13 protein-coding genes are annotated in these 15,632 nt (G+C 65.8%); 9 read left to right on the top strand and 4 right to left on the bottom strand.

Translation table 11 applies throughout. The annotated features are described in order from the left end of the window. Nucleotides 1-46: 46 nt before the first annotated feature. The 3 genes from ACJH7A_RS08920 to ACJH7A_RS08910 all read right to left on the bottom strand — a co-directional run bounded on the left by ACJH7A_RS08920 (nucleotide 47) and on the right by ACJH7A_RS08910 (nucleotide 3,338). Nucleotides 47-751: a transporter gene (locus tag ACJH7A_RS08920; RefSeq protein WP_212813744.1), complete on the bottom strand. Its 705-nt coding sequence runs from the start codon at nucleotides 749-751 to the stop codon at nucleotides 47-49. Between the two features lie 217 nt (nucleotides 752-968). Continuing rightward, on the bottom strand, nucleotides 969-2,333 hold the full coding sequence (locus ACJH7A_RS08915; protein ID WP_244872849.1) for an MFS transporter: 1,365 nt from the start codon (nucleotides 2,331-2,333) through the stop codon (nucleotides 969-971). Between the two features lie 318 nt (nucleotides 2,334-2,651). Then, complete coding sequence (locus tag ACJH7A_RS08910; protein ID WP_212813746.1) at nucleotides 2,652-3,338, bottom strand: TetR/AcrR family transcriptional regulator; 687 nt, start codon at nucleotides 3,336-3,338, stop codon at nucleotides 2,652-2,654. Between the two features lie 211 nt (nucleotides 3,339-3,549). On the opposite strand from ACJH7A_RS08910, the gene ACJH7A_RS08905 reads away from it, so the two are divergent. The 9 genes from ACJH7A_RS08905 (at nucleotide 3,550) to ACJH7A_RS08865 (ending at nucleotide 15,155) form a co-directional block, all read left to right on the top strand. Continuing rightward, nucleotides 3,550-4,740, top strand: coding sequence for a saccharopine dehydrogenase family protein (locus ACJH7A_RS08905; protein WP_406801803.1), 1,191 nt, complete (start codon nucleotides 3,550-3,552; stop codon nucleotides 4,738-4,740). Continuing rightward, a complete protein-coding gene (locus tag ACJH7A_RS08900; protein ID WP_212813750.1) occupies nucleotides 4,737-6,299 on the top strand; it encodes a class I adenylate-forming enzyme family protein in 1,563 nt (520 codons plus the stop codon). Before ACJH7A_RS08905 ends, ACJH7A_RS08900 begins: the two co-directional genes overlap by 4 nt. 2 nt (nucleotides 6,300-6,301) lie before the next feature. Continuing rightward, the gene (locus ACJH7A_RS08895; protein ID WP_212814738.1) at nucleotides 6,302-7,651 is read left to right on the top strand and encodes an NAD-dependent succinate-semialdehyde dehydrogenase; all 1,350 of its coding nucleotides are present in this window, start codon (nucleotides 6,302-6,304) and stop codon (nucleotides 7,649-7,651) included. A gap of 59 nt (nucleotides 7,652-7,710) precedes the next feature. After that, the gene (locus ACJH7A_RS08890) at nucleotides 7,711-8,826 is read left to right on the top strand and encodes a Zn-dependent alcohol dehydrogenase (protein ID WP_406801802.1); all 1,116 of its coding nucleotides are present in this window, start codon (nucleotides 7,711-7,713) and stop codon (nucleotides 8,824-8,826) included. A 2-nt stretch (nucleotides 8,827-8,828) separates the two neighbouring features. Continuing rightward, nucleotides 8,829-10,280, top strand: a complete 1,452-nt coding sequence (locus ACJH7A_RS08885) for an APC family permease (protein WP_406801801.1) — start codon at nucleotides 8,829-8,831, stop codon at nucleotides 10,278-10,280. A 42-nt stretch (nucleotides 10,281-10,322) separates the two neighbouring features. Next, nucleotides 10,323-11,360, top strand: a complete 1,038-nt coding sequence (locus ACJH7A_RS08880; protein WP_406801800.1) for a dihydrodipicolinate reductase — start codon at nucleotides 10,323-10,325, stop codon at nucleotides 11,358-11,360. Then, nucleotides 11,357-12,904: an AMP-binding protein gene (locus ACJH7A_RS08875; RefSeq protein WP_406801799.1), complete on the top strand. Its 1,548-nt coding sequence runs from the start codon at nucleotides 11,357-11,359 to the stop codon at nucleotides 12,902-12,904. Before ACJH7A_RS08880 ends, ACJH7A_RS08875 begins: the two co-directional genes overlap by 4 nt. 141 nt (nucleotides 12,905-13,045) lie before the next feature. Beyond that, entirely contained in the window at nucleotides 13,046-13,906 is an 861-nt protein-coding gene (locus ACJH7A_RS08870; RefSeq protein WP_406801798.1) for a phytanoyl-CoA dioxygenase family protein, read from the top strand. A gap of 16 nt (nucleotides 13,907-13,922) precedes the next feature. Then, nucleotides 13,923-15,155 carry a PucR family transcriptional regulator gene (locus ACJH7A_RS08865; RefSeq protein WP_406801797.1) on the top strand — a complete coding sequence of 411 codons (1,233 nt, stop codon included), beginning with the start codon at nucleotides 13,923-13,925 and terminating at the stop codon, nucleotides 15,153-15,155. On the opposite strand, the gene ACJH7A_RS08860 is transcribed toward ACJH7A_RS08865, so the two are convergent. Then, nucleotides 15,124-15,585: a cupin domain-containing protein gene (locus ACJH7A_RS08860; protein ID WP_406801796.1), complete on the bottom strand. Its 462-nt coding sequence runs from the start codon at nucleotides 15,583-15,585 to the stop codon at nucleotides 15,124-15,126. The genes ACJH7A_RS08865 and ACJH7A_RS08860 overlap by 32 nt on opposite strands. Between the last annotated feature and the right edge of the window lie 47 nt (nucleotides 15,586-15,632).

Genomic DNA, 15,632 nt, shown 5'->3' with positions numbered 1-15,632 from the left:
GCAACCTTCAATCTCATTGTTTTCCTTTCATTTTGGTGTGTCGTCTTCATCCGAGGCTGTGCCGGAGGTCTTTTCGATAACTCGAGGTTGTGCCCGCGTCCGCGGCGACGTTGTGGGCATACAGCGCGCGGTAGGCGCGAAGGTAGATGACCCCCTGGGCGCCCCACGTCGCCAGCGCAGCGGTGTAGAAGAACGTGCGGTTGTGGTCGTCGAAGGGGAGCGGGCAGAAGTCATAGGTGATCGCGATGGCCGTCGCGGCAGCAGTGACCAAACCTGTTGCGACTGCGATCTTTCGGGCGCCGGCGTCCCAGACCTTCTTGGCGAAGTAAGCCAGGAATGCTGTCGTCAGCAGATTGGCCACCAGGTAGAACGTTGCCGGTCCGACGTGGAGTGTCTCGTCGTGGAACTTCTTCAGGAACATCGCGGCGACGGCGGCCAGTCCGAAGACGCCGACCTCGACAGCGACTGTCGGCTTGTACCGATGGGTGACCGCCATCAGGCCCATGACGAGGATCAGCGTGAAACCGACCGACCGGGAGAACGCGTCGAGGAAGAAGGAGACGTCGAAGGCGATCCCGCCCTCCGCGGCGCCGAGCAGCGACCCGACGAGGAAGTTGGTGGCAGAAATTCCAACGATCAAGGATTCCAGGCCGAGAAGGTAGTTGCCGTAGTCGCGGATGAACTTCCATCCGATGTAGTAGCCGACGGCCGCCAGCCATACCGCGGCTGCCAGGAACACAAGGTCCGTCATGGTGGTGATTCCTCTCGAAGTGCGGTTGATGGCGGGACGCCGCCAAGTGGCGGGAGGGGTTTCCCGCCGTTGCTCGTCAGGTGGTGCACTACTGTCGCGGTCTGGTGAGCTGGGTCACAACGACGGTGCTCACCTCTTTTGGGGCGGGAGCGGTGCATGGTGCACATATCTGAATTCCCGCTGTGTGGCCCACTCTGGTTAGTGGCCGCCCAAGAGCTCAGGGGGCAGTTTCGTGGCGCTGTAGTCGGTCGAACCAGCGAAGTGCCGGCATCGCGATGAGGGTCGCCGCGGCCAGAGTGAGGAAAGCGGTCGCGGGATGCGTGACGAGCAATCCGACGGCGGTGGCGATGACGACGCCGCCCAGATTGCCGGCCATCCAGATGAGTCCCGCCGCGGTGCTCTCGGCATCGGGAGCGTGGCGCTCACTCAAGGCGAGCACGATGGGCAGCGCCGGCAGTAGCACGAAGCCCACCCCGATCAGGGTGAGGAAGGCCATCGTCGTACTGGGTGCCAGCGCCAGGTGTAGGCACGCCACCGCGGTGAAACCGATTCCGACGCCCATGATCTGGACTTCCCGGCGGTGCCGGTCGGCCCACACCGGTACGACGGCGCAGCCGATGACCCCGGCAATCATGGTGACGGCCAAAACGAGGCCGGCGGTCGATTCTGAGACACCCGAGGGCTCGAGCAGTGGCTGTACGAAGGTGGCGAGTGCGATGAACGTGCCCATCGGGATGGCGACGACCGCGCACAAGCGCCGCAGATAGCGGTTGCCGAATGCGGTGCGGAAGGCCCGAAGTCCTCCAGTCGTGCGAATGGACTCTGGACCGCCCAGTGGCTGTGCGAAGCGAAGCGCCGCCAGGAGACACAGCCCGGCGTCCAGGGCGAGCAGTGCAGTGATGACGGTCAAGGTGTGGATGTGGTTTTCGCCCGGGAGGCACGCGCCGAGCAGATATCCCACGACCATCCCACCGAACGTGGCGGAGGACGCGGCGGCGATGCCGGTGGCGCGGTCCTTTACGGCGAGGTAGCTGACGGCGAGGCCGGGGATCGCGTTGAGGACGAAGGGCTGACCCACCGCTGCGACCATTTGTCCGATCAGCGTCCAGGTGAAGTCACCGGCGACCAGCCGCAGGAACGCGCCGGCCGCGGTGAGTACCGCGCCTGCGATGAGGGCCGGGCGGAAGAACCGATCGAGTGCCAGGCCTGCGGGTATGGCGAGCAGCACGTAGATCAGCGGGAAAACCTGTGACAGCCAACCGATTGCGGCGATTGACACGCCGAAATGCCGGGCCGCGTCGCCGGTCACGGGCGCGTAGTTCACCACGAGTGCCTGCGTGGCGGCGGCCAGGAGCCCGTACGCGGCGAAGACCGACCACCGGCTCTTCACGTGCGCCTCGACGCGGGAGCTTTCGCGCGTGTCCTGGATGCCGTTGCGGCTCACCCGTTCTTCCGGGACACCCGTGGGCCATGCGGCATGAGCATGAAACATATTGCGCTGTTTGGTATTACGTCGAATCAAGACCCACGCGACGGCACCTGCGGCAGCGGCACGCGTGGCCGCCAACTCGGGCAGACTCATCTGCTGTCCTTTTGTTGATCAAATCCGGATTGCGCCCGACTACGTCGGCGGACTACGGGAGGTGTGACCGAACGAATATTCGTTCGTATGAGTGACGTAGGTTACTGCCGCGCGAAAGTCGTGTCAACGGTTGGTTGGTTTCGTCGTCCGCGGCTCTCCGAATCATTCACGAATAGCATTCGCGCCCTTGAGATTTAGGCGTGCAGTGATGATTCGCCACGCAGAGATGGCTGGCTGGCGGCCCGATGCTCGGACGGCGCAGTGGATGGGGACCGCCCCGGGTAGCAGACCGGGTGGCGAGACGGTGACCCGCCGCTGTTAGGAGTGGTTCGGTCCGAGCCCGACGAGCATGGCGCGTACCAGCTGCCAATGCAGGTCGGCCAGTTCTTCGGGGTCGCGCGCACCGTCTGCCGGGAACCAGTTCGCGACACGATCGCACATCGCGATGATCGCCATGGAGGCGACGGTGACCTTGGTTTCCGACACGTCGGGCGCGAAGGCTGTCACGCGATCGCGCACCAGATTCAGGTGGGCGCTCTGCAGGGCCAGCAATCTGTCGTAGTCGCCGGTCGACAAGAACTGGCCGGCGGAGGCGGTGTAGAGAACGAGATCCGCCACGCGGGCGATGTGCATGTTGTGCATTTGGTAAAGCACGTGCTGTCGTACCGTCTCGCGCAGGTCTGCTTCGGGATCGACACCGTCGACATGCGTTGAGTTTTCCAGGAAGTCGGCCAGCACCCGGGAGACCGCCTCGGTGAGGATTGCCTCCTTCGACGGAAAGTGGCTGTAGAGTCCGGGTGCTTTGATGCCGGCGACGGCCGCGACTTCCCGGACTGTGAACGCACCGAATCCGTGATCGGCGACGTTGGTGATGGCCGCTGCCAGGATGCGTTCGCGCATGACATCCAGATCGAAGACCCGGCCGAGGTTGGCAATGTCGGCTGAGCGGTCGAGTTCCGAAGCGCTCGAGGCGGGCCGAGCCGAGGTTCCTCGTGCGGCGGTCATCTTTCCTCCTGTTGGCAGCTGAGTCCAAGGTTACGGCGCTCGAGTGCGTACCCGGCTCAACGGTGTGCCCGGTGTCGCCGGTCTGTGTGCCGAGCGGATCTTCGCCTGCAGCTGCGGTTGTCGGGGTGTCGTGGCCGGGCTGTCGGCAATTGACTCTGCGTCACCTATTGACGGAAGCCACGGCCAACGCTAGCTTAACGAATGTTCGTTCGTGCAGGTACTGATGGTGAACCTGCGATATTGGAAGAGGTTCGACATGGTGTCAGTGGGTATTGCCGGACTGGGGCAGATGGGGAGCGCCGCGCTGCGGATCCTTCTCGAGCAACTCCCGGATGCGCAGTTCCTGGCGATGGATCGGGCGCCCGAAGCTGTCCAGCGTGCCGAGTCGCTGGATCCGGCGCGCGTCCGGGGGCGCGTCGTCGACGTCACCGCGGAGTCGGTGGACCTCAAAGGTGTCGACGTGGTGCTCAACCTTTCCGGACCGTTCTTCGCCGGATCCGACGGCCTCGCCCAGGCCGCGCTGCGGTCAGGCACGACCTATATCGATATCGGTGACGACCTCGAGGCGACCGAAACCGTCCTGGCCCTGGACGCCGAGGCCCAGCGCGCCGGCGTCGCGCTCATCAGCGGTGCCGGCTGGTCGCCCGGGGTGTCCAACTGGTGCGCTGCCCGCCTGCTCGACGAATTTCCCGACAGCGACGGCGTCCAGGTGGTGTGGGCAACACACGAGCGCGACCCCGGCGGACTGGCTCCGCTGCGCCACATGCTCCACATGGCGGTGACGCCGTGCCCGGTGTGGCGGGACGGACAGTGGGTGCAGTCGCCCGGCTTTGTTCCGGAAACCGCGGGTACCTTCACCTTTCCCGAGCCACTCGGTGTCATCGATGCCTTCGACACGGCGCACCCGGAACCGCGAACCCTCAGCAGATTCTTCCCGCAGTTGCGCAACGCGAGTTGTAAGGGATCGCTGCGGCCCGACTGGGCCAACGCGGCGTTTTCGACGTTGGGTCGCATCGGATTCGGTCACAATGACGTCCTGGTGGACATCGCCGGTCACGATGTCGAGCCGGCCGAGTTCCTCTGGAAGCTGATGTGGGCCCGCCACCAGGCCGCTTCCGCGCCGAAGGCCGGTAAAGCGTTGACGGCGTTGCTGATTCAAGTTCTCGACGGCGCTCGGGTCCAGGGGGCGCTCGCACTCGTCGACGACGCGCCGATGTCCCGTGGTACCGGCCTCGGCGCCGCTGTTGCCGCACTCGCCGCGCTGCGCGAATGCCCGCCGCCGGGGGCGTGGGGACCGGAGGTCCTCCCGTGGCAGTTCGCGCTCAGAGAGTTCGAGCGCATCGGACGATCGCTGGGCGGGTTCGGGCCGGGTATCCAGACTCTGACCGAAGTACGCCGATGATCCGCTCACCGCAGACCGGACACACCAGCCTGTCGGGCGCCGTTGCGCACTGGGCCGACACGCGGCCGAATGCCATCGCACTACGTTGCGGGGAAACGACTCTGACGTGGTCGGAACTCGATGACGCGATGACGCGCTTCGGCGTCCTACTCCTCGATCGCGGTGTGCGCATGGGTGATCGCGTTGTGCTGCTCGGCGAAAACTGCCTGGAATGGGTTGTCGCGTTTCTCGGATGTCAGCGCGCGCACGTGATCGTCGTCCCGATGAATACCCGTCTCGCGCAGAGTCAGGTCGTCGCGCAGATCGCGAAGGTCGATGCCAAGTTGGTGCTTCACGATGCCGGCCTCGGGGGAACCGATCTCGCCACCCGGACCGGTGCACAGTACCTGGAGCTGTCGGAGCTTCTGCGCGAGACAAGCCGCAGCAGTCTCGAATCGGTTGCCGCAAGCGACCATTCAGATGGGGGCGAGATCCCCGCCCTCATCAGCTTCACCTCAGGTACCACCGGGATTCCCAAGGGTGCGGTCATCAGCAGCGCCGCGATGGCCGAGCTGGCATACGCGTTCTCGGATTACTTCGAAACGGGACCGGACGACAGCACCTTGATCGTCGTACCCATCTTTCACAACACGGGCTTCGCGGATCAATTGGCGCACATGGTCGCATCCGGAGGGACGATCAGTCTCCTGCGGCGCTATCGGACCGGCGACGCGGCAACAGAACTGATGGCGCACCCGGTCACGTTCCTCGCAGCGGTGCCGAGCATGCTGAGAATGCTGATGCTGCACGACGAGGCCGACGCGATCTTCAGCGGCGTCCGCGCAATCATGTACGGCGGCAGCGCCATGCCCGAGGCCTGGGTGCAGGAGCTGCAGCAGCGGTGGCCGCATCTCAAGCTGGTGCACGCGTACGGGCTGAGCGAGTTCACGTCGGTGTGCACGTTCCTGCCCAGCGATCTGGCGGCGACGAAAGCCGAGTCCGTGGGACTGCCGTTGCCCGGCGTCCAATTACGCATCGTCGACGAGTCGGGCGATGACGTGGCGCCCGGCGGGTTGGGCGAAGTGTGGCTGAGTGGGCCGACGCGCATGCTCGGTTACTGGGACGAGCCGCGGCTGACGGCGGAGAAGATGACCGGGCAGTGGCTGCGCACTGGCGATGTCGGCCGGATCGACGGCGACGGCCTGCTGTGGCTGCACGGCCGGGCAGACGACGTCATCAACCGCGGCGGCGAGAAGATCATGCCGACATTCGTCGAGTCCCACATCGCTCGCCACGAAACCGTCGCGGCCGCATGCGCTTTCGGGTACGCCGACGACATTCTCCAGCAGCGTGTCGCGGTCGCCATCGAGACGCGCGCCGGCGCGGCGTTCGATGAGCAGGAACTCGTCGGGTTTCTGCGCACTTGCCTGCCCGACTATGCGATTCCCGACCGTTGGGTCGTGTACGACGCGCTTCCCCTCAACGCCTCCGGCAAGTTCGATCGCAAGGCCCTGCGTGCGGACTTCGAAGCAGCACTTCAACCGAAATCAATTGAGCACGAACAGGAGTCAGCGAAATGAACATGTCGTTGTATGTCGTGACCGACCCGGCGACCGGCGAACTGGTCCGGGAGTACCCCACGGCGACAGATGCGGCGGTGGCTGCCGCGCTCGGAGCGGCTGAGAACGCTTATCAGGGTTGGTCGAGGAAGGCATCCGTCAGTGAGCGCGCTGACCTACTGAGAAAAGTTGCCGCACTGCACAACTCGCGCAGCGGCGAACTTGCCGAAATCATCCGCCGCGAGATGGGCAAGTCCCTCGACCAGGCCATCGGTGAAGTCGAATTCAGCGCAGCCATCTACGAGTACTACGCGGACAACGCCGCCACATTCCTCGCGGACGAGCCGATCGAGCTCATCGAGGGAGAGGGAACGGCGTTCGTCCGCCGCCAGCCGATCGGCGTGTTGTTGGGCATCATGCCGTGGAACTACCCGTACTACCAGGTCGCCCGATTCGCCGCGCCGAATCTCGCTCTGGGCAACACGATCGTGCTCAAACACGCGCCGCAGTGCCCGGAATCAGCCGCCGCATTGCAGCAGATCTTCGTCGACGCCGGCTTTCCCGAAGGCTGCTACGTCAACACCTATGCGACCAATGAACAGGTCGCCGGCGCCATCGCCGACCCCAGGGTGCGAGGTGTCTCCTTCACCGGTTCTGAACGGGCCGGCGCAGCAGTCGCGGAAGTAGCGGGTCGGAACCTGAAGAAGGTGGTGCTCGAGTTGGGTGGCTCGGACCCGTTCATCGTGCTGTCATCGGATGACCTCGATGCCACCGTGCGGGCCGCGGTAGCCGCCCGATTCGAAAATGCGGGTCAGGCGTGTAACGCCGCAAAGCGGTTCATCGTTGCCGACGATCTGTACGAACCGTTCGTGGATGCGTTCACGGAACAGGTTCTGGCCCAGGCCGGCTCGCTTGCTCCGCTGTCCTCGGTTGCCGCCGCCGAGCGACTGGAAGAACAGGTCCGGCGCGCTGTCGCAGACGGCGCGACGCTGGTTCGCGATGGCGAGCGAGAGGGGGCGTACTTCCCGCCCGCCGTGCTGACCGACGTAGCGCCGACGTCGCCGTCGTCCACCGAGGAACTGTTCGGTCCGGTGGCCACCATCTATCGAGCCGGGTCCGAAGCCGAGGCTGTCGAGCTGGCGAACAACACGCCCTACGGACTGGGCTCATACGTCTTCACCACGGACCCCGGGCAGGCGATACGCGTCGCCGACCAGATCGAGGCAGGCATGGTGTTCGTCAACGGCGTCGGTCTCGACAGCATGGAACTGCCCTTCGGCGGCGTCAAGCGATCCGGCTTCGGGCGCGAACTCGGCCGGGCGGGGATCGAAGAGTTCGCCAACAAGAAGCTCATCCGCACTCTTCGCGGCTAGCCGCCGACCGTCGCCGCCGCATCTGATCCACCACATCCACCCTCAAGAGGACATCTGCCATGACCATCGAATTCGACGCCGCCGTCTTCAGGACGCCGAACGCGCCGCTGACCATCGAAACCGTTTCGCTCCCGTCGACCCCGCCGCCCGGCGACGTACTCGTGCGGCTCAAGGCAAGTGGAGTGTGCCACAGCGATTTTCACGTACTTGCCGGTGAATGGGACGTCCCCACCCCGATGATTCTCGGCCACGAAGGGGCAGGTGTCATCGAGAGCGTGGGCGAAGGGGTGACGACCCTGAAGAAGGGCGATCACGTCGTGCTGTCCTGGACACCCTCCTGTCGCCGGTGCCGCTACTGCATCAGCGGCCGGCCCGTGCTGTGCGACATGGTCGCTCAGCATTCGGCCAACCACCTCTCGTTCGACGGCCGGTCGCGGATCACCGCGGCCGATGGCGCGGACGTCCTCAGCTTTGCCGGCCTCGGCACCTTCGGCCAGTACGTCATGGTGCCCGAATCGGGCGCGATCGCGATCCGCGATGACGCCCCCTTCGAGCAGTCGGCCCTGATCGGCTGCGCCGTGACCACCGGTGTCGGTGCGGCGGTCAACACCGCGAAGGTCCGCCCGAGCGATACCGTGTTGGTCATCGGGTGCGGCGGCGTCGGGCTGAACGCGATTCAGGGCGCGCGCCTGGTCGGCGCACGGCAGCTCATCGCCGCCGACATCTCCGACGAAAAGCTCAAGCAGGCAAGGGTTTTCGGTGCCACCGAAGTCATCAACACCGCCCACGAGAATCTGGCGGACCGGATCGCGGAGCTCACCGATGGGCGTGGCGTCGAGGTGGCCATCGAGGCCATCGGCCTGCCGCAGACCATCGAAGCCGCCTATGCGGTCCTGGCTCGAGGTGGCACCGCCGTCGTCGCGGGGCAGGTGGCCGACGGTATGAAGGTGACGATCGACCCCTTCGTCATGTCCGATCAAGAGCTTTCCCTCATCGGCTCGAACTACGGCTCGAGCAAGCCCGCCACCGACTTCCCGCTGCTCGTCGAGCACTACATGCGGGGCCGCATCGATCTCGACTCGCTCGTGACCCGGGTCATCGACCTGGCAGAGATCAATGACGCGTTCGACGAGATGAAGCGCGGCGTCGGCATCCGCTCGGTGATCAGGTTCTGACGATGGACACGACAGCAAATGGGAGCACCGCTCCGGCTACCAGCGAGAACGCCACTGAGCCCGGGACTACGCCCCGCCTGAGCGGCAAGCTCGGCGTCGGCTCGATCTCCCTCATGATCATCGCCGGGGCCGCCCCGCTCTGTGTCGTTGGCGGGCCGATGGTGCTGGGCCTGGCCTTGGGGAACGGCGCAGGCCTGCCCATCGGCTACGTGGCGACCCTCGTCGTCCTGCTTCTTTTCGTCATCGGTTTCACGACGATGACGCCGTTCGTCCGCTCGGCGGGGGCGTTCTACTCCTACGTGCACGCCGGCCTGGGCCGAGCTGCCGGGATCGGCACCGGCTACCTGGCCATGCTGTCCTATACGTGCATCTTCATCGGGCTGTTCATTCTGTTCGGGACCGGTGTCGACGCGCTCGTGAAGTCCTACGGCGGACCCGCATCGCCGTGGTGGCTGTGGGCCGGCGTGGGACTGGCGCTGACGTTGTTCCTGGGCTACCGGGACGTCGAGCTGTCCGGCAAGGTCCTGGGTGTCCTGCTGGTCGCCGAGGTGAGCATCGTTCTCGCACTGGACTTTTGGATCGTCGCGCGCGGTGGTGGACCGGAAGGCCTGTCCGGTGGGATGTTCTCGCTGAAGGCGATATTCAGCGGCGCACCCGGGGTGGGCCTCATCTTCGCCGTACTCAGCTTCATCGGCATCGAGGCGGCGGCGGTGTTCCGGGACGAAGCGCGTGATCCCGCCCGGACGGTGCGCCGGGCGACGATCGTCTCGGTGGTCGTCGTGGGACTCTTCTACACCTTCACCTCGTGGGCGGTGATCAGCGGCGTGGGCGACAGTCGAGTCGTCCAAGCCGCGACAGCCGACCCCGAGGGCCTGTTCTCCGCAGTGGCGCTTCAGTACCTCGGGCGCGTCGGTGCCGACCTGACCGTGGCGATGTTCGTCACCAGCACCTTCGCGGCGGCCTTGACGTGGCACAACATCCTCGCCCGCTACACCTTCTCGCTGGCGTCCCGGGGGCTGTTGCCGACCACCCTGTCGGCGAGCCACCCGAGGCACGGCTCGCCGCACCGCGGGGCGGTGGCCGTCGCGATTGCCACCGGCGCTGTGCTGGCCGGCGGCACCATCATCGGGCTCGACCCGATGAGCGAAATCTATACGTGGACATCGGGTCTGGGGTCGATCGGATACGTCGTGCTGCTCATCCTCACCTGCTCGGCCGTGCTGGCGTTCTTCCGTCGCGAACCGCACGGGGCGCCGGTGACGCGGACACTGATCGCGCCACTGCTCGGCATGGTGGGGCTGCTGGCCATCCTGGCGATCATGCTGCTCAACCTCGATCTGCTCGCCGGAAACAGTCGCGTGGTCTCCGTCGTCATCATTGTTTCGCTGATCGCCGCCTTCGCGCTCGGACCCGTTGTCGGGAAACTGCTGCCGTCCTCGGGCCGGCAGGAATAGCGAAACCACCGAACAACGAATCCCTCTGAAAGACAACGAAAAATGGCACAACGAATCGTGATGGTGGGCCTCGGCGCCACCGGCCGCGCCATGGCGCAATCCCTGTTGCGACGCACCGACGTCCAGATCGTCGGTGCGGCCGACCGCAATCCCGCGGTCGTCGGCACGGATCTCGGCGTCCTCGTCGGCAGCGCGGCGACCGGCGTGACCGTCGTCGACGATCCCGCGGGTCTGCCCCCGGCGGACCTGGCGATCGTCGCGACGACGTCGGATCTGAATCACGTGGCCGACACCCTCGTCCCGCTACTTGAGCGTGGTTACAACGTGATGAGCATCTGCGAGGAACTGGCGTACCCGTGGTCGAGTCACCCGGAGATCTCGTGTCGTCTCGATGACACCGCCAAAGCGCACGGCGTCACCGTGCTGGGTACCGGGGCCAACCCCGGTGTCCTCATGGACACCCTGCCCCTGCTGCTGACCACTCTCACCCAACGTGTCGACCGCGTGATCATCCGCCGTCGCACCAACATGTCGCGGTACGGGGCGATCCTGTCGAAGTTCGGCCTGGGACTGACGCCCGCGCAGTTCGCCGCGGCACAGGAATCTGGAGATGTGGCCGGCCACTACGGTTTCGAACAATCGATCGGCGCGCTGGCGAGCGGCCTCGGCTGGACCTTGGACGCTATCGAGGTCGACCGGGTGGCGCCTGCGGTGGTCAGCGAGATCACTCGCGTCGGCGAGCACATCACCGTCGAATCCGGCCAGATCGCGGCCGTCACCCACGCCGCCCGCGGATTGCGCGGCGGCCGTGCGGTGATCGACCTCGAGATCATGTTCGGCTTCTTCGACCGGAGTGACTCGCTCACCGCGGGTGATGATTACCGCATCGAAGGCGCTGACCAGACGATCGAGCTGACATCACTGACCGGCTTCGAATCGTTTGTGAGCACCATCGCAGCTGCGGTCAATGCCGTGACGGCGGTCATTGACGCGCCCAGCGGGTTTCTGTCGATGGGTGATCTGCCCACACGTGCCCTGGCATCGAAAGGTTCTCGGCTGCTTGAAGATGGATCGCTGTGACACATGCAGTGTCGGCGCTGAACCCGGTGCGTTTTCTCGATCGAGCCGCAGCGGTGCACGGGGACAAGGTCGCCGTCATCGACGGCGCACGCGTGCTGACGTACCGCGATCTGCATGGGCGCTGCCGGCACCTCGCGGGCGCGCTGGTTGCCGACGGACTGGGGCCGGGTGCCCGCGTCGCGGTGTTGGCGCACAACACCCTGGAAATGCTCGAGGCGCATTACGGGGTGCCCTACGCGGGTGGGGTTCTGGTGCCGCTGAACTCTCGCCTGAGCGCAGGGGACATCGCATACATCCTCAAGCACAGCAGAGCCGAGGTGCTGATCGCAACGGACCCGCTGATCGCGGTCGCGCGGGAGGCGGCCGAGTTGGTCTGCGGCACCGTGAAGGTCATCGCCGGCAGTGAGCAATACGAGCACTACGTGGCGTCGGCAGCGCCGGTGGATGTTGCCTGTGACGACGAATTCGCCACGGTGGCAATCAATTACACGTCGGGTACCACGGGTAAGCCGAAGGGGGTGGTGTACACCCACCGCGGCGCCTACCTGCAGGCGCTGGCCATGGCCTTCCATTCGGGCCTGAACCTCAACTCGGCGTATCTGTGGACGCTGCCGATGTTCCACTGCAACGGGTGGTGCTTCACCTGGGCGGTCACCGCGGCCGGCGCCACCCACGTGTGCCTGCCCAAGGTCGAGGCGTATGCGATTTGGACCGCTGTCGAGGACCACGCGATCACCCACATGTGCGCGGCGCCGACGGTCCTGTCGACCATGACCTCGCAGCCGCCTGCGAAGCGAGCGGAACAAACCGTGTGGGTGGCCACCGGCGGAGCGCCTCCCGCACCCGCACTGCTTGCGCGGGCCCGTGCCTGTGGCCTCGCGGTCACCCATCTCTACGGCATGACCGAGACCTACGGCCCGGCCGTCATCAACGAATGGAAGCAGGAGTGGGACTCGTCGTCTGCTGACGAGCGTGACCGCCTGAACGCCCGCCAGGGCGTCGGCAACATCGTCACCGACCCGGTTCGGGTGGTGGATGAAAAGGGCCGGGACGTCCCCGCAGACGGTGCAACGATCGGCGAGATCGCGTTGCGGGGAAACAACGTCACCCCCGCGTACTACCGAGATATGGCCGCCACTGCGGCGGCGGTGCCGGACGGCTGGTTCCGTAGTGGCGATCTCGCGGTGCGTCACCCCGACGGCTACCTCGAAATCCGTGACCGTGCAAAGGATGTCATCATCTCCGGTGGCGAGAACATCAGCTCGGTCGAGATCGAGAGCGCCATCCTCGAGCACCCCGCCGTGCTGGAGGCCGCGGTTGTCGGCATGCCGCACGAGCATTGGGGTGAGCGGCCCGCGGCGTTCGTCTCGCTGCGCCCAGGTGCGGCTGTCACGAGTGCGGAACTGCGGGCCCACCTGCTCGACCGCGTCGCGAAATTCAAGGTCCCGGACCGCATCGAGTTCACCGCACTCCCCAAGACGGCCACCGGCAAGATTCAGAAATTCGAACTGAAGCGGCAGCTGGCCGGCGACCCCAACCGATAGGTGCAATATGCACCGTCCGCCCGCTCGATTGGTTGAGAGGTGCCATGGCACACCACCGGCCCCAACGGCAATAGTGAGACGAACGCCACACCAGCAGCTCGGCGTCCCCCCAAAGTTCAACTCGCAGAAAGAGATCACGCGATGACAACCGCTGTTTCGAACCTCCGGAAGCTTCCTCACACCGCGGACGTCGCGGATATCCGTGCCATCGTCGCCGAGGACGGCGGGGTGATCATCGAGGGTCTGCTGACCCCGGAGCAGGTCACCCGGTTCAACGCCGAGATCGAGGGCCCCCTCACCGCGCTGACTCCCGGCGGCAAGCACGAGCTCGAGATCGTCAACGAGTTCCACGGCGCCAACACCAAGCGCCTGACGAACCTGGTCACCCACAGCCCGGTCTTCCGCAACGAGATCATCAACCACGACCTGGTGCACGCCCTGTGTGATGCGACCTTCCTCGAGGAATCGGGCACGTACTGGATGACCACTGCCCAGGTGATCGAGATCGGCCCCGGCAACCGCGCGCAGTTCCTGCACCGCGACCTCGAGAACTGGTACCCCTTCGTCGGCATGGGCCCCGCCGGCCCGGAGATCACCCTCAACTTCCTCATCGCCCTCACGGACTTCACCGAGGAGAACGGCGCCACCCGCGTCATCCCGGGCAGCCACAAGTGGCCCGATTTCCAGGACCGCGGGACGCCCGAGCAGACGGTCCCCGCGATCATGAACGCCGGCGATGCCCTCTTCTTCAGCGGCAAGACCGCACACGGGGGTGGCGCCAACGTCACCTCCGATGAGTACCGCCGCGCGGTGTCTTTCGCGTTCAACCCGGGCTTCCTGGTCGGGGAGGAGGCCTACCCGTTCCTGGTCGACCGGGAGGTGGTGAAGACCCTGCCGGAGCGCGTCCAGCGCATCCTCGGCTTCCGCTCGCAGTACCCCACGGGCTCGCCCGGCCTGTGGATGGTCGACTACCGCGAACTCGCCGATCACCTCGGTCTGTAAGCGGCAGACTGTTGCCATGACACCGGATCAGCTGTGGCCCGATGCATCCGATCCGGTCCGCCGGCTGATCCGGGAACTCGCTGAGTCGATGCTGACGAGGTCCGGCGAAGTGGTCGCCGATCTGACCGCGGCGTCCCTTCGCGACTCGCGGTACCGGGCGATCGCCGACGACCCGGTACTCGCGGAGGCCGACGCGAGCCTGACGGTCGCCAACCTCAAGCATTGGCTGACATCCAACATCGCCGAACCGGGCCGCCGGGTCGCTCCCGCGACGGGAAGCGCCATGCGCACCTACGCACGTGATGTGGTCCTGCGTGGCCTGACGACCGACGATGTCGCATCGTGGCGATCCGCTCAACGTGTCGGGTGGAAATGGTGGCTGGCCGCTTGCTTCAAGGCGACCGACGATGCGGAACAACTCCGTGAACTCATCGAGATCACGGGCAATTCGCTTGCCACATTCGTCGACGATTCCATCGAGGAACTGGCGGCACACGTGGGCCGCGTCCGAGAAGAGTTCGCCGGTGGCTCGCAGCTGCAGCGGTACGCCACCGTCGAGCTCCTGCTCCAGGGCGCGGACATCGCACCATCGCGCGCCGAAGCGCAGCTCGGCTACGCGCTGACCGGTTCGCACATCGGCGTCGTGGTCTGGGTGGATTCGGAGCAGGACGTCGGCTTGCTCGAGCGCGCCAGTGAACAGGTGATGCGGGCGTGCGACGCGGACCGGCGACTGACGGTGGTCGCCGGTACCGCTGCGTTGTGGCTGTGGATACCGGCGAAGGCAACGCCAACAGCTGCTGATCTCGCCGAGCGCCTGGGACGACGGCCTGGTGTGCGCGTAGCTCTGGGCCGCCCGGCCGCTGGGGTGAGCGGCTTCCGGCGGACGCACATGGATGCCGCTGCAGCGCAACGGCTCTTGGCGCGGCTGGGCTCCGCGCTGTCCATCGTGCGCTACGAGGACGTCCACCTCGTGGACCTGTTGTCGACGGATCTGTCGTCGGCCGATCAGTTCGTGGCGGACGTGCTCGGTGAATTGAAGGACGCCAGCCCGGTGCTGCACCAGACGGTCCTGACCTACGTCGATGAGGGACTCAATCGGACGAGCACCGCCGAACGGTTGTACACCCACCGCAACACCATCGACCGGCGCCTCGCGCGTGTCGACGAACTCCTGCCGAAACCCTTTGCGCGTAACCCGATCGAGGTGGCCGCGGCCCTCACGTTGCTCGGCGTGCGCGGGGGACATTGACTCCGACGGACTGCCCGCGACTCGGGATCGTGGATGCCAGGCGACGACCGACCCGCGTCGCGACGCGCCCCACCCGGATCAGCAGTGTCGGGAGCGGGGTGCGCAGAGTGGCGTGCTTGCGGACGTAGTCTGGGACGTGCCACCGGTAGGTGGTGCCTGCGGCGAAAACCGCGGAATCGCCCGCCCGGAGCCAGGTTCCGGTCTGCGGGTCACCGATGCGGACCTCGCCGGCGACGATGTGCACCGTCTCCTCTACGACGAAGGTCCAGTCGAAGGTGCCGGCCGAGCAGTCCCAGATATAGAACTCGACTGCCGAGTCGCCACTGGTGTGCCAGCGCCGCGACCGTGCCCGTGGCTTGCCGTCGACGACCCATGACGGATCGATCGGGCTGTCCGTCAGGTCGTGATCCTGTGCGAATGCTGACTGCATGCTGGGAAATCGTAGCGGCGTGCAATGTTGGCCAAGGCCAGTTTTTT

The organism is Mycobacterium sp. SMC-17, assembly GCF_045310915.1.
Taxonomy (GTDB): domain Bacteria; phylum Actinomycetota; class Actinomycetes; order Mycobacteriales; family Mycobacteriaceae; genus Mycobacterium.
This window is presented reverse-complemented; position numbering and strand designations above follow the sequence as displayed.